This is a genomic window from Paenibacillus sp. FSL R10-2771 (assembly GCF_038000205.1).
Taxonomy (GTDB): Bacteria; Bacillota; Bacilli; order Paenibacillales; family Paenibacillaceae; genus Paenibacillus_AQ; species Paenibacillus_AQ phytohabitans.
This window is the reverse complement of sequence record NZ_JBBOBM010000001.1, coordinates 4624963-4639063: the sequence shown is the minus strand read 5'-3', so window position 1 is coordinate 4639063 and position 14101 is coordinate 4624963. Positions and strand designations below refer to the sequence as shown.

The following is a 14101-nucleotide window of genomic DNA, read 5'->3' as shown; positions in this document are numbered from 1 at the left end:
TTCTTTACGCTCAGCATACACAACCTAAGAGAACAGTTAATATCCGGCTTCTACAATGAGGATATTAGCAGAATATACCTATTGTAAAGACAAGCTAGATATGAAGGGATGATACTTTTGAAGGGGAACCTGCTGCACTTTTCGATGAAATGGAAGCTAATCTTAAGTTTCTCGACAATTACGCTCATTTTTCTGGGCGTGGCTCTGTACCAAGGACATAAAATTAACCAGGTAGAGCTATCTATGGAACAGCAGAAGAGCGAAATGGAGAAAAGAATTACAGTCTCAACCATCACCCAGCTGCTGCAGGAGCTGAACCGAGCGGAGACTTCCTTCGCTGAATCCAGTGATTTGGAGCTGGCGGAGCCATTACAGGAGAAACAGCAGCAGATGTTGGCTGAACTTGCCAAGGTGGAATTTGAGCAGGACACACCAGCATTCACTATGCTTGGACTTCTGGGCACTCAGGCCGCAGAATATGGGGAATTCATTACGGAACTGCTCGGAGCAATGTCGGATGAAACACTTGATCCACTAACTGTATTGGAACAGATTGATGATATACATACGAAGGCACTTGCGCTGAATCAATCCATGCTTGAGACAAATGGTAAGCTGTATACGGCAGCCGCCGACAATGCAGAGCAGGCGCAGGGGGTTTCTTTTAAACTGCTGGATGATACGGTCTCAATCGTGGCCTATGCTGCAGGCGGAGTGTTCCTGTTCATGCTGGTGCTGGCCTGGCTGCTGATCCGCTCGTTCCTGTCGCCGGTCGGCAGGCTGCAGGCTGCACTCAGGCAGATTGCCGACGGGGATCTGCGGCAGCAGATCAACTCCCCGTATAATGATGAGCTGGGCCGGCTGAGCCATCACTTTGATCATATGGTGGGCAGAGTTCAGGGCATGCTGCGGCAGACCTTGTCTGCTGCGGGTTCGCTGGCTGACTATTCGCATTCTTTTCAGCAGTCATCGGCGATTACCGCGCATACGAACCGCGATATTGTCCGGACGATCCAGGAGATTTCGCTGGGTGCCGACCAGCAGGCTGTTCAGTCTGAGCAGAGTACGCTGCTGCTGGAGGAGCTGGCCCGCGGGGTTCAGGATATTACCGAGTATACAGATGTGATGCTGGCGACCAGTGAAACGGCTAACCGGAATACGCAGCAGGGTTCAGATACGGTTACTGCCCTGCGCCAGATTTCACAGCGTTCCCGGGAGTCGATCAGCAAGGTTTATGTGGCGCTGGAGCAATTGGTGAACCAGTCCAAGGATATTTCACGCATCACCAATTCAATTACGGAGATTTCGAAGCAGACGAATATTCTCTCGCTCAATGCTGCGATTGAGGCAGCGCGGGCCGGGGCATCGGGAAAAGGCTTCGCCGTTATTGCCGATGAAGTCAGACACCTGTCTGTGCAGACGAATGATTCCTCCGTGCATATCAGCCGGATTATCCAGGAGCTTCAGGCCGGCATGGCCGATTTCCAGGGATATATGATGGAGACCAGAGAAAGTCTGGAGCAGCAGGATCACCAGGTGGCAGAGACATTGGCATCCTTCGGGGCGATCGATGAATCCATTGCGGGCATCAGCACACAGATCGGGCAGATTCACCAGAAGGTGGAACAGACGCGTACGATCAACTCACGCCTTGCCGAATCTGTGCATTCCGTAGCCTCCGTGGCGGAGCAGACAGCGGCCGGGGTACAGGAAGTGAATGCCTCCAGCACCCAGCAGGATCAGGCGATCAGCGACATTGCACGGCAGGCGGAGGAGATTCATGAAATCTCGCAGCGGCTGTTCCGGGAGATCAATGTGTTCAAAATTGCGGACGGGCCTGAAGTACAAGTGGCCGACAATACAGCTACAAAGGCTGAAACGAAGATAGGAGCGAAGAAAGCCGAGAAGGCGGAAGAGAAGAAAGTGGACGAGGCGCCAGAGAAGACTAAGGAGCAGACATCGGAGAAGCCGGAACCCAAGTCAGAAGCCGGAACGTTTGCGGAGACTGAAAAAAAGACCGGAGCAGGAGTTCACCGGCCTCAGTCTGGAGTATTACGGGTGATGGAGGAATCCGCATCCGCAGACGGGCGGAGTGAATCGGAGGCTGATTTACTGGTGCTGGCGAAGTGAATGATTCAGCGATGTGACCAGCTCCGGGAACCAACCGGATAATGACAGGAAGCTGAAGCCCGCGGAGCGGGCTTTTGCCGTATCCATGAACCATGATTCTTCGATGCCAAAGGGAGAGCTGTCCGAATCTGCGGTTTCCCGCCGGACCATGGCAGGTTTACCTGTTGCCGCTTCAACAATGGAGATAACTCCGCCGATGGTCAGTGTACCGTCCGAGCAGGCATTCACCGGACCCGTCAACGTGGAGCTGCCCAGCCAGTGCAGGAAATCAGCGGCTTCATCGGAACGGATGAACGAGATCTCCGCTTGCGGATTCGGGATGCCGATCGGCTGCCCTGCCTGTACATGCTCTATATGAAAATGCAGCCTGCGCGTATAGTCATCCGTGCCCAGCACAATTGGAAACCGCACCGCGGCCACCGGGAAGTCCGCCGTCTGCAGCAGAACGGTCTCGGCCAGTCTTTTGCCTTCCTGGTAACTGAAATCGGCCTTCCCGCCCAGCTTCAGCGGATAATGTACAGGATCGAAATCCGCTTCAGTCAAGATATCCGGCTGCGGATTATAGACAGACAGGCTTGAAGTCAGAATATACCGCTTCGCCCGGCCGGCAAATATCCGTACCGCAGCCGCAGCCTCATCCGGCGAGAAACAAATATTATCGTAGACGATATCCCAGCCTGTATCCCCTACAGCACGCTCCAGCGCAGCTTCATCAGTCCGGTCCACGGCCAGCCGGGTTACCCGGTCACCGAAATCATCCTCTGTTACACCACGGGTTAGAATGGTTACCTGGCTGTCCCCGTCCCGGAGCAGCAGCTCCACCAGTCTTTTACCAAAAAACCGCGTTCCTCCGAGTACAAGTACCTTCTTCATTTGGCTACACTCCTAAAGTTTTGTGTGCGGGCTAAGATTCCAATGAATAAAGTTAAGCTGCCATCCGCAGCCCGGCATAGGTGCTGCTTCCATTCAGATAGGAGAAGCTTCCGCTTCCGGAATACAGGGCATGCACTGTGGTGGTGCTTACAGCAACAGTTACTTCTACGGCAGTCTCCTGGCGGAGCAGCTCCAGCATCAACGGAATTTGACCCTGCTCATAGGCATGGGCCAGCGCCCGTAGATAAGCCCGGTAATCAGCATCCGGCGGAAGAGCGGGCCCCTCATTCTCAGCCAGTTCTTCCCGGACCCTGGATAAGGCCAGGCGTGCCCGGTGCAGAGCCGCCTTGACTGCCCCTTCGGTAGTGCTTAAGGTTCCGGCTGTCTCGGCTGCTGAATAGCCCAGAACATCACGGAGTACGAAGGCGGTCCGCTGCAAAGGGGAAAGATGCTTGGTCAAGGCCTGAAAGGCCAGTTCGATTTCGGTGCGATCTCCTTGCGCAGCCGGTGTAAGGGCTGAATCTGCCGGGGTTTCTGAACGTTCAAGCGCACGGAGCAGGGAGCCTTTGCGCCGTGCGGCATCAATCCACGTATTTTTGGCAATCCGCAGCAGCAGGGCTTCAGGATTGGGGCTCAAGGTGAACTTGCTGTATCCGAGTGCCTTGGTCCAGGTCTCCTGGGCCAGATCTTCAGCGTCGAATGGGGAACGGGTCAGCGACAGGCAATACCGGTGTAGCGCAGTCCCCAGCTCCTGCAGGCTTTGCTTATCCATATCCGCCCTGTCCGGCATACGGTGATGTTCAAGAATCGTCATCTTGGCCCTCTCCTTTGTGCTTTTTGTTATTTTCTTGTATTTAGCTTATATAGCCATTGCTTCTATTATATAAACGAATGGCACTTTGTAAAAGATACGCTATCCTTGTATACCCGCCGAATTCCGCATGCCCGTATCTTTAAGCTTCCCTGGTCCGTCTACAGGATATATACACTAAGACAGATCAGAGGAGGCACAACCTAATGAGTATTATACCTTATGTCATTGAACAGACTTCCAGAGGCGAACGGTCCTACGATATTTATTCCCGGCTGCTGAAGGACCGGATTGTGTTCGTGGGTGCGGCAATCGATGACGGGCTGGCCAACAGCATTATTGCCCAGCTGCTGTTCCTGGCGGCGGATGAGCCGGATAAGGATATCCAGATGTTCATCAACAGCCCAGGGGGCTCGACTACCGCCGGCTTTGGTATTTATGATACGATGCAGGTAATCAAACCGCAGGTGAATACGATTTGCACCGGTTTTGCGGCTTCCTTCGCTTCGCTGCTGCTGCTGGCAGGAGCTACAGGCAAGAGATCCGCGCTGCCGAACAGCGAGATCATGATCCATCAGCCGCATGGCGGCGCACAGGGCCAGGCCAGTGATATCGCCATCAGCGCAAGACGTATTCTGCAAATCCGGCACAAGATAGTCCAGATTACGGTGGAACGTACCGGCCAGCTGGCGGAGAAGGTGGAGAAGGACATGGACCGTGATTATTTCATGTCGGCTGAGGAAGCACTGGAATACGGGATCATCGACACAATTATTACCCATCTGTAGACGAAGGAGCGGATTAAGATGTTATCAGCATTGAAAGGGCAGGAAGTAACGATTCATTTTTTGGATGGTACCAGTGTCAGAGGAGGAGTTCTGGAGGAGCTGGATGAGAGGTTCGTGAAGTACAGCACGGAGTACCAGACCCTCTACATTCCAATCACCTCGATCCGCGCCGTAGACGTGCAGACCAAAGAACGGGAACGTCCGCGTGTCGGTTTCGGGCAGTAGACAGTACATCCTGATAAAAGCAATCTAAACCCCCGGTTCTCCGCTTTATCAGGGAGAACCGGGGGTTTTTGGTTTGGCATAGTGGAGTTGAAGCTGATATTGCTGCTGAAGCTGATATTGGGCCTTAATATCTGCTTGAGGTTTATCCTCAGCCAGCCGCAGGGCTGCTGCGGTGTGATGGCAGGATGAGTGCAGGAATCAATGCGATCACGGCAAAGCCAATCGACCACCAGAAGGCCGCATCGTATGCCCCGGCAATGCTCTGGAGACTTGAGGCTGATTGCCCGGCCAGCTGGTGCTGGGATACAGTGGCCAGAATCGCTGCCCCGAAGGCGCCGCCGATCGTCTGGCAGATCCTCATGGAGATACTGGCATGGGGGATCTGATCCTTGCGCAGCCCAACATATGCGGATACCATTACCGGAATCAGGAGTCCGTTCAGAGCAGCCCCCCGGACTACCAGTGCGGCCGCGAGCAGGATCAGATTCGTATCCGGACCGGCGAAGGCAAAGGGAAGTGTCGCGAATATAGTGACCAGCAGGCTCAGAATGACGATGATCCGCGAACCGATGCGGTCGGACAGACTGCCGATCCAGCTTCTGGTGAGCAGCATACCTATTCCTTGGGGAATCATCATCATTCCGGTAGACAATACACTTTCACCGCGTACCTGCTGATAGTATAATGGCAGCAGGAGTAAAGCCCCGTTCATGACCATGCCGGACAGGAATACGGTGACATTCGATGCTGAGAAAATGCGCGACTTAAACAGACGCAGATCCAGCAGCGGTTCTATGCGCGTCCGCAAAGCGTAGACAATGAACGCGGCCATGAGGACAAGGCCAATCACCAGGGGAATCACCACTTTGCTGCTGTGCAGCCCCCCATAGGTGCTGATTTGGGCGATCCCGTAGATGAGGATAGCAAAAGCAGGGGACAGCAGCAGCAGACCGGTAAGGTCAAGCGTCTGTTTGTGTGTGGATGGCTCATCCGCCGGAATGCCGCGCCAGGCCAGCAGCATTGCGATAAGGGTAATGGGAATATTCACGTAGAAAATAAAGCGCCAGCCCAGGCTGTTGATAATGACCCCGCCCAGCACGGGACCGAGAATGGGACCCAGCAGGGTGGGAATGCTGATGATTGACATGATCCGTCCGATGTTGCGGCCCCCGGCAGTCTGGACAAGCACGGTTTGCAGGGTCGGAATTAATATTCCTGCGCCTACGCCCTGCAGGAGGCGGAAGCTGATCAGGCTGCCGGGATTCCAGGCCAGGGAGCAGAGGACCGAACCGCCCAGGAATACGGCGAGTGAGAACATGTATACTTTTTTGCCGCCGAAACGGTTGACAGCCCAGCCGGACACCGGAATTGCCATACCCATGGTCAGGACGTAACCGGTAATGACCCACTGGATAACGGCAACGGAGCTTTGCAGGTCTGAAGTAAGTGTCCTGATGGCAACATTGATCATCGTGGAGTCGAATAACGGCGCGAGTGCACCGAAGACGAGAATGAGGGCTACTTTAAGAATGGCGGGATCAAGCTTCTCTTTCTGTGCTTTCTTGGGCTTGGTTCTTTGGTCTGACATAAAATTGCTCCTCTCAACATAATAAGGTACGGTACGTTGCGTACCTTATGTGAATAAGATAGAGTAAAAGCAGCCAGAATGCAACAAGAGAATTTTCTGCCCATTTTGTCCGCCAGAGGCAAGCCGCGTCTATACTGAAATATCCCGAAAGTAGGAAATGACATGGACGATATCAAACAAGAAAATCAGCCCAAAGGCGGACGCCGCCGCGGGGAGGTTCTCGAACAAGCCATTTTGCAGGCTGCCTGGGAAGAGCTTGGCGAAGCGGGTTATGCCCGCCTGACGATGGAGGGGATTGCGGTCCGGGCGCAAACCAATAAAACCGCACTCTACCGCCGCTGGCCGAATAAAGCCAAGATTGTTGCAGCCGCGATTAAGAAGCATATGCCTAAGACTGCTCTGGCCGCTCCCGATTCAGGCGATCTGCGTACGGATATGCTGCAGCTGTTTCAGAGCTTCGCCCGGCCTTTGCAGGGCTTAGGCGCTGAGACGATCCACGGCCTGCTGGTGGATTATCACGGCGATGATCTGATTGCGCTGCTGCCGAAGATCATGCCTCCCAAAACCGGAGGCAAGCTGAACGCGATCATGGGGACAATTCTGGCTAATGCCGAGAAACGGGGTGAGGTGCGTCTGGACCGCATTCCTGAACGGGTAATTCTGCTTCCCCTCGATTTATTCCGCTACGAGCTGCTTACCACCCATGAACCTGTTTCTGATGAGACAATCACCGGTATTATTGATGATATCTTCCTGCCGCTGGTCCGGATCAACTGATGGGTCCCCAAGAGCGCAAACAAACCGCCGTTTACCGGAATGATGTTCCGGTATGCGGCGGTTTGTTTGTGTTGAAGGCTGAAGCTGGTGAGGAAGTTCATTCACAGCGGAAGCGGAGATGGAAGCCGCTATCTCGGGGGCAGTGAGAAGGCAGGGTCCAGGCGGTGCACACCTTTGGGAGTATATCCAAGCGATGAGCTTACACCGCACAGGTCAGCCAGCAGATAGAGGATGCTCAGCCACATTTCGGTTCCCTGCAGACCCGTGTCCTGCTGCTGTGATAAGTGGAAGGCGAAGCCGCGCTGCGGAACCCAGAATTTCAGCACTTCGCTGAGCATATTCTCCGCCCAGCTGCGGATCTCTCCACGGCGGTAATCGGTCTGCTTCAGGCAGAGCCAGAGCGGATGGACCACATCCAGCACGTTGCAGGCGTTAAGCACCTCTGCACGGAAGAACCGGCGGTCCCTGCTGTGGGCCAGCACGGTATCGATGCTGCGCTCCGGATACGGCAGAGGAAGGCCGAACTGCGCATAGGTCGCGCGGGTGAGCCGGTAGAAACCGTTCACCGGCTGCAGCCAGCCTTCCTCTGCGGTAGGGAGGCCCCAGAGGCCGGAGTCCCGGCGGCAATGGGTCGCCAGCCAGCCGAACAGATCATCCGGCCGTTTGCGGGAGCCGAATGTCTTCAGGTTGTGGTACAGACCTGTGGCATAGCAGTCGATCCAGTCTCCGCCGCCCCAGGCATTGTCCTCCCATGGCAGATCATTCAGATACGGATACAACGCAGCGGTTTCCATATTCTCAGCAACGGTAACCGGATGGGGCAGGGCAGAACCGAGCACTTCCAGCGCGTACCCTACAGCGAGAAGATGATACCGGGAGAGGTGGTCGGTTAACAGCTCAGGCAGATCCTCCGGTCCGGGCGGAGACCACGGATCGGGCAGCAGTCCTGTCCCGGCATCCTGGAATCCCTGCAATACAGCGGTAAGCTCTGCCCGCGTCCAGCCGGGCGGCAGGCTGCCGAACATCGCGGCAATCTCCACCGCATCGCAGTAAGCTCTAACCGTCCGCTTATATCCGGGCCGGTCGCGGAAGAATTTCTCTTCCCCCGTTGACTCTGAGTAGTACTCCAGCAGCGGGATCAGCTGGTCTCCTGCCAGCCTGCCGAAGTCAGCCAGCTGCTGTGAGAGCAGGCTGTATGCCGGAACACTTTCAGTAACTGGTTTCGTGTTTACGGCAGTGTCCCTATCGGCTGTTACAGCTCTATCAGCCGCATCTGTATCCGTACCTCCTTTCACTGCTGTTCCTCCGGGTTGTGCATCCATTGTCATCCCTATATCCTCCTTTTGTTCAACTGCCGCGGCAATTGCTGCTGTATCCCCGGCCAGCCGGCTGCGGATTAGCCTGGCCGGATTGCCGCCGACAATACTGTAGGCCGGCACATCTCTGGTAACTACGGCACCGGCGGCGACAATGCTGTGCGAACCGATCTGCACACCGTCCAGAATAACGGCATTGGCTCCAATCCATACGTCGTCCCCGATGATAATCCCTTGGACAGTGCAGGGCTGGCGGAAGACCGGGATATCAGTGGAGGCGAATCCGTGATTGAACCCGTACATACTCGCATGTGAAGCAACTCTTACGCCGTTTCCCATGGTAATATCGCCTGAAAGCACACTGTAGCTGTTGAGTGAGCAGTCGCTGCCCATGACGAGCCGGGCACTGCGGACAATCGCTCCGCCGGCAATATAGCTCCGGTCGCCCATCTGAAGCTGATCCGGCAATACCACCGCCTGCGGTGAGACATAACAGGCTTCTCCGAAGGTACAGGAGTATTCAGTAGTTAGCTGCTGCTGGTATAGGATCTGCTCTTGCTGCTCCTGTGCGGAGGGGCCAATCCAGGGCATGTAATCGAGCGCCTTCCGTGAGGCGGATCGTTGTTCGGGCATCTTAGTCTCTCCTCTATAACATAAGTCATTATTTCCTTAAGTGTAGCAGTAGAGAAAGGGAAGCGACATGGCATAAAGAGCACGACTAGCTTGTCAAAAACGCATCAACATCTTATGCTGATTTCAGAGATGCTGCAGAAACGGGGGAGTCAGAGGGTGGAGAAAATTGTGCAGAATCTGGCCATAGATATTCACTGGATTCACGATAAGATCACGTTCCCGCACTGGAGGGATATCCGCCAGAATATCAATGTACATAGCTTCTACTGGATTCAGGAAGGTCAGGGGATCTTCCGTACGGACCAAGACTATCCGGTATCGCCGGGAATGCTGTTCTATCTGCAGCCGGGGCTGGCTATGGACATGAGCTGCGGAAGGGAGGAGCCTCTGCGGATCACAATGATCCTGCTCTCGCTCTATACCTTGTCGCCTTCGGCGGATAATCAGGGCAGGATAGAGCCGCTGGATGTGCTGCCGCTGCAGTTTATGCTGAAGCCGGAGGGGGAACAGGGCAAGCAGCTTGGTCATATGTTCCATAAAATTGCTGCGGATTGGGTCCCCGGAAGCACCGGGAGCCAGCTGATGACCCAGTCCCTGCTCTATGAGCTCATGTACGAATTGCTGCAGGTTCAGGCGAATGCCCAGCTGGGCCGGGGGCAGGGCTATGAGCTGTTTTTGCGGATCAAGGATGATATTGAACGCCGTTACAGTGAACCTTTGCTTATTCACGAGCTGGCGGTGCGTTACGGGATTTCCTCCTCGTATTTACGCAGTCTTTTTCAGCAATATCTGCACAGGAGCCCCAAAAGCTACTTAAGTGAAATCCGTTATGAGCATGCAGGGAAGCTGCTGCTGTACACCAGATTAACCTTGAAGGAGATTGCAGCGGCCTGCGGTTACAGCGACGAATTTCACTTCAGCAAAAGCTTCAAACAACAGAACGGGCAGCCGCCTTCGGCTATGCGGACTCAAGACCAAGGGAAGAGCGGATAATGCTTACCGGTAAAATAATTCCTGTGACATTGCCAATGAGAATGATTATCAATATACTAAGGGTAGTTTTCATAACATTCGTTCAGATTTGGTGGTGTGCACTGTAATGGAACTTATCCAACAGAGAACTTCTATAGATAACCAAGATGATCCGGTCGATTGGGACCGGTTGTCTTTCCGGCTTCTGTCTTTACAGGCGCTGAAGGGAACGGGGGAGGTCCATCTCGCACAGCAGCTGCTTTTCTCTTATGCCCTTGCAGTCGTGACCAGAGGTTCCGTCCAGTTCATTAGTGATCACAACCAGTATGAGCTGGCGGCAGGTTCAGCGGTGCTCTGCCTGCCGGATCAGACCTGCGGAACGGTGCAGCCGGCCGGGGGGCTGGAGATGTATATTTTCTATTTCGATGTGTACTGTTATGGCAAATCAGGCGATAGCGGAAGTTGTCTGCCGGTTAAGGATACCCGGTTATTCCAGGGGGACGGCAGGCTGCCGTTTCATCCGTCGAAAGAGATGTCGGCCAAATGCAGCAGGCTGTTTCTGCTCTCCGAACAGGGTGAACAGAGCATCGGCTTCCGGGCACAGCTTGATTTTCAGGAGCTGCTGTATGATCTCCGCGCGCGCAGCCTGCACCGGCCCAGAGATACGAATTCGGCGCTGGAGCAGGCGAAGCAGTACATAGAGGCCCATTATACAGAGGCGTTAACCGTAGAGCAGTTGGCTCAGTCCGCCGATTTCAGCGCCAAATATTTCGTTGACCTGTATAAGAAGAAATATGGCAAAAGCGCGCTGGAATACGCAGCCGAGCTGCGCATCGGGCAGGCCAAGCGCCTGATGGCAGAGAGCGGCGTTAAGCTGCGGGACATCGCCCACAGGGTCGGTTATGCCGATGAATTCTATTTCAGCCGCAAATTCAAGAAGATGATCGGCATGCCGCCCGCAGTCTATATGAAAAGCCGGCGGCGCAAGCTGGCCGCCTACACGCCCGGACTGCTTGGACAGCTGCTGCCGCTGAATATCACTCCATATGCGGCGGCACTGCATCCGAAATGGACCGAATATTACTACCGGAACTACCGCGCCGATATTCCTGTCCATATCAGCGCCTACCGCAACAATCAGGATTGGCAGGCCAATATTGAAGTGCTTAAGCAGTCTAACGCAGAACTTATCCTGGCCCCGGCAGGTCTGGCAGATGATGAACGGACAGCGCTGGAGCAGGTTGCTCCTGTGAATTATCTGACCAGCGACAGCGCAGATTGGCGCGGGCAATTTCACGAATTATCACGGCTGCTGGGTGAAGAGTGGCAGCGCGAGCAATGGCTTGCTGCCTTCGACTGGGAGGTGAACGCCGCTAAAGACCGCTTGCACGAAGGGCTGGGCCAGCAGACGGTTACAGTTATCCGTATGCTGGGCAGCCAGCTGTTCCTGCACTGCAACGAGGGAATGGCGAGCATATTGTACCGTGAGCTGGAACTGCACCCGGCTTATGAGTGTGAGGCAAAGGTATATAATGTTCCGGTCACTCCGGCGATGCTCGCGGAGCTGCCAGCGGACCATTTACTGATGCTGATCCGTCAGGAATATGACACGCTTGGGGAGTGGAGGAAGCTGCAGAACGACCCCCAGTGGATGAAGATTCCTGCAGTTCAGCGGCATCACGTACATGTCCTGAGCTCTGATCCCTGGCGTGAGGATTCCGCATATGCGCAGCTGCGGATGCTGCGGCAGATCCTTCAGCTGCTTCCGGCCAATCGTCCATAGTTGTTCCGCATTTTGTCCATGGTGCAGGGGACCCCGCTTCGTTATACTCGTAATTGATAATCATTATCAATACAAATGTACATAAAGAGTGGGATGACATGAAATGGACAGGCGGAATTAAGACGGCCTCCCTGCTGGTGCTGGGGGTTGTCCTTATCATTATTATTAGCGTGTTATCTGTAGCTTACGGAACGAAGCCAATGAGCTTCGGTACGGTGCTGAATGCCATTTTCCACGCCGATCCTGAGAATATTGACCATGTGATTGTGCGGACATCGCGTATCCCGCGCACAGCAGGAGCGCTGCTGATCGGGGCATTCCTGGCGGTGTCGGGAGCCCTGATGCAGGGGATGACGCGGAATTATCTCGCTTCTCCGTCCATTATGGGGATCAGCGACGGCTCAGTGTTTGCCGTTACGCTGTGCATGGTATTCCTGCCGGGCGCTTCCTCCATGACAATGATTGTGTATTCGCTGGCCGGCTCTGCGCTGGGGGCATTGCTCGTCTTTGGTACGGCCAAGCTGCTGCCCGGCGGCGTATCGCCGCTGACACTGGCAGTGCTCGGCACGATCATCGGCACCTTCCTCGGCGGAGTCTCGCAGGCGCTGGCTGTCTACTTTCAGGTGTCGCAGAATATCAGCTTCTGGTACAATGCCCGGCTGCATATGATGGACCCGGCTGTGATCAGACTGGCGCTCCCGTTTGCCGCCGCTGGTCTGGTGCTTGCACTGCTGATGGCAAAACCGGTGACGATGCTCTCGCTCGGAGACGAAACGGCCGCAGGCCTTGGACTTCGGGTGGGAACCATCAAGATGCTGACGATGCTGAGTGTGGTGCTGCTGACCGGGATTTCCGTAGCGATAGCCGGCAAAATCGCTTTTATCGGCCTCATTATTCCGCATATTGTACGCTTTCTGGTCGGGCAGGATTACCGCAAGATCATTCCGTTCACTGCGTTTGCCGGAGCCCTCTTCCTGGCCTTGTGCGATCTGATCAGCAGGTATATTAACTTTCCGTTTGAGACACCGGTCGGTGTAGTTACCGCATTGTTCGGCGTCCCCTTCTTCCTCTATCTGATCAAAACGAGAGGGGGAGGCCATCATTCGTAAACATTCCAAGGATTCGAACAATTCTAAGGACGCGAAGAACTCGCTGTTAATGAAGCCCAAATCGAAGGCACTGGCCTTCTGGGGGCTGTTCCTGCTGCTCTCTGTTCTGATTGTCTGCGGGATGTATGTCAGTCTGACCAATGGCACCTTTGATATATCGGCGAAGGATGTCGTGCGCACCCTGCTGCGGATTCATCCTGTGGCGGATCATGATCTCGTCATCTTCGAATTCCGGCTTCCGCGCATTCTGCTCGGGGCACTGGTCGGCTTCGGGTTGGGAATCGCCGGGGCTGTACTGCAGGGCATTACCCGCAACTCCCTGGCAGACCCGGGAATTCTGGGCATTCATGCCGCTGCCGGGGCTTTTGTCGTCATGTTCATGTTCTTTGTTGGCGGCACCATGAAAGCGCCCGGCTGGATTTCGGTCATGAGTATGCCGATGTTCGGATTCATAGGGGGCCTGTGCTCCATCGTTCTTCTCTACCTGTTCGCAAGAAATCAGGGGGAGTTCCACCCGCAGCAATTAATTCTTGTCGGGATCGCTTTGGCCTCCGGTTTCGGTGCGGTAACGCTATATGTTTCCCTGCGAATGGACCCGGAGAATTTCGAGATGGCTACCGTCTGGCTGGCCGGGAGCGTGTATAATGCGAACTGGAGACAGGTGCTCTCCACACTTCCATGGCTGCTCATTCTGACTCCGGTAATCTGGCGCCGCGCGGCGGTGCTCGATCTGCTGCAGCTGCATGAGGTCAGTGTCAAAGGCGTGGGCGTGGCGGTGGGCAGGGAACGGCAGATTCTGCTGCTGTGCTGTGTCGGACTGGTCAGCGCCTGTGTGTCCGTGTCGGGCAGCATCGGCTTCGTCGGACTGATTGCTCCGCATATTGCACGGCGGCTGATCGGTAATACCTACAGGTACATCGTGCCGTTGTGCGGCCTGATCGGAATGCTGATGGTGATTATTGGTGATTTTATCGGCAAAACCGTATTCGCTCCCTTTCAGCTGCCGGTAGGCATTGTAATCTCCATCATCGGTGTGCCATATTTCATATTCCTGCTGTTCAGAAACCGTGCCAGATAAACGCACCGCTTGCTGACG

At 54.8% G+C, this 14101-nt stretch carries 12 protein-coding genes; 8 read left to right on the top strand and 4 right to left on the bottom strand.

The genetic code is table 11. The annotated features are described in order from the left end of the window. Window positions 1-144: 144 nt before the first annotated feature. The gene (locus NSU14_RS19995) at window positions 145-2130 is read left to right on the top strand and encodes a methyl-accepting chemotaxis protein (RefSeq protein ID WP_340946977.1); all 1986 of its coding nucleotides are present in this window, start codon (window positions 145-147) and stop codon (window positions 2128-2130) included. Here NSU14_RS19995 and NSU14_RS19990 read toward each other — a convergent pair. Beyond that, a complete protein-coding gene (locus NSU14_RS19990; protein WP_042135563.1) occupies window positions 2110-3003 on the bottom strand; it encodes an NAD-dependent epimerase/dehydratase family protein in 894 nt (297 codons plus the stop codon). The genes NSU14_RS19995 and NSU14_RS19990 overlap by 21 nt on opposite strands. A gap of 52 nt (window positions 3004-3055) precedes the next feature. Beyond that, complete coding sequence (locus NSU14_RS19985; RefSeq protein WP_340946974.1) at window positions 3056-3817, bottom strand: RNA polymerase sigma factor; 762 nt, start codon at window positions 3815-3817, stop codon at window positions 3056-3058. Window positions 3818-3984: 167 nt separating this feature from the next. Between NSU14_RS19985 and NSU14_RS19980 the strand changes: the two genes are divergently transcribed. Both NSU14_RS19980 and NSU14_RS19975 read left to right on the top strand, forming a co-directional pair. After that, window positions 3985-4602 (top strand): ATP-dependent Clp protease proteolytic subunit, encoded by a 618-nt coding sequence (locus tag NSU14_RS19980; RefSeq protein WP_340948969.1) that lies wholly within the window; start codon window positions 3985-3987, stop codon window positions 4600-4602. An 18-nt stretch (window positions 4603-4620) separates the two neighbouring features. Beyond that, the gene (locus tag NSU14_RS19975; protein ID WP_042135564.1) at window positions 4621-4827 is read left to right on the top strand and encodes a hypothetical protein; all 207 of its coding nucleotides are present in this window, start codon (window positions 4621-4623) and stop codon (window positions 4825-4827) included. A gap of 148 nt (window positions 4828-4975) precedes the next feature. Here the strand turns inward: NSU14_RS19975 and NSU14_RS19970 are convergent, their stop codons facing one another. Next, on the bottom strand, window positions 4976-6415 hold the full coding sequence (locus NSU14_RS19970; RefSeq protein ID WP_336103659.1) for an MDR family MFS transporter: 1440 nt from the start codon (window positions 6413-6415) through the stop codon (window positions 4976-4978). Window positions 6416-6577: 162 nt separating this feature from the next. Here NSU14_RS19970 and NSU14_RS19965 point away from each other — a divergent pair, with 162 nt between their 5' ends. Beyond that, a complete protein-coding gene (locus NSU14_RS19965; protein ID WP_340946970.1) occupies window positions 6578-7192 on the top strand; it encodes a TetR/AcrR family transcriptional regulator in 615 nt (204 codons plus the stop codon). 128 nt (window positions 7193-7320) lie between these two features. On the opposite strand, the gene NSU14_RS19960 is transcribed toward NSU14_RS19965, so the two are convergent. Beyond that, window positions 7321-9141 carry an acyltransferase gene (locus NSU14_RS19960; protein WP_340946968.1) on the bottom strand — a complete coding sequence of 607 codons (1821 nt, stop codon included), beginning with the start codon at window positions 9139-9141 and terminating at the stop codon, window positions 7321-7323. Between the two features lie 156 nt (window positions 9142-9297). Between NSU14_RS19960 and NSU14_RS19955 the strand changes: the two genes are divergently transcribed. From NSU14_RS19955 to NSU14_RS19940, 4 genes are all read left to right on the top strand, one after another. After that, window positions 9298-10134, top strand: coding sequence for an AraC family transcriptional regulator (locus NSU14_RS19955; RefSeq protein ID WP_340946965.1), 837 nt, complete (start codon window positions 9298-9300; stop codon window positions 10132-10134). Window positions 10135-10240: 106 nt separating this feature from the next. After that, entirely contained in the window at window positions 10241-11896 is a 1656-nt protein-coding gene (locus tag NSU14_RS19950) for an AraC family transcriptional regulator (RefSeq protein ID WP_340946963.1), read from the top strand. Window positions 11897-11994: 98 nt separating this feature from the next. Continuing rightward, complete coding sequence (locus tag NSU14_RS19945) at window positions 11995-13005, top strand: FecCD family ABC transporter permease (protein WP_336103655.1); 1011 nt, start codon at window positions 11995-11997, stop codon at window positions 13003-13005. 49 nt (window positions 13006-13054) lie between these two features. After that, the gene (locus NSU14_RS19940) at window positions 13055-14083 is read left to right on the top strand and encodes a FecCD family ABC transporter permease (protein WP_042135572.1); all 1029 of its coding nucleotides are present in this window, start codon (window positions 13055-13057) and stop codon (window positions 14081-14083) included. Window positions 14084-14101: the final 18 nt, after the last annotated feature.

Excerpts from the sequence above, each read along its gene's own strand:
- NSU14_RS19995 (WP_340946977.1), top strand. The coding sequence starts at position 145 with ATGAAATGGAAGCTAATCTTAAGTTTCTCGACAATTACGCTCATTTTT.
- NSU14_RS19990 (WP_042135563.1), bottom strand. The coding sequence starts at position 3,003 with ATGAAGAAGGTACTTGTACTCGGAGGAACGCGGTTTTTTGGTAAAAGA.
- NSU14_RS19985 (WP_340946974.1), bottom strand. The coding sequence starts at position 3,817 with ATGACGATTCTTGAACATCACCGTATGCCGGACAGGGCGGATATGGAT.
- NSU14_RS19975 (WP_042135564.1), top strand. The coding sequence starts at position 4,621 with ATGTTATCAGCATTGAAAGGGCAGGAAGTAACGATTCATTTTTTGGAT.
- NSU14_RS19970 (WP_336103659.1), bottom strand. The coding sequence starts at position 6,415 with ATGTCAGACCAAAGAACCAAGCCCAAGAAAGCACAGAAAGAGAAGCTT.
- NSU14_RS19965 (WP_340946970.1), top strand. The coding sequence starts at position 6,578 with ATGGACGATATCAAACAAGAAAATCAGCCCAAAGGCGGACGCCGCCGC.
- NSU14_RS19960 (WP_340946968.1), bottom strand. The coding sequence starts at position 9,141 with ATGCCCGAACAACGATCCGCCTCACGGAAGGCGCTCGATTACATGCCC.
- NSU14_RS19950 (WP_340946963.1), top strand. The coding sequence starts at position 10,241 with ATGGAACTTATCCAACAGAGAACTTCTATAGATAACCAAGATGATCCG.
- NSU14_RS19945 (WP_336103655.1), top strand. The coding sequence starts at position 11,995 with ATGAAATGGACAGGCGGAATTAAGACGGCCTCCCTGCTGGTGCTGGGG.
- NSU14_RS19940 (WP_042135572.1), top strand. The coding sequence starts at position 13,055 with ATGAAGCCCAAATCGAAGGCACTGGCCTTCTGGGGGCTGTTCCTGCTG.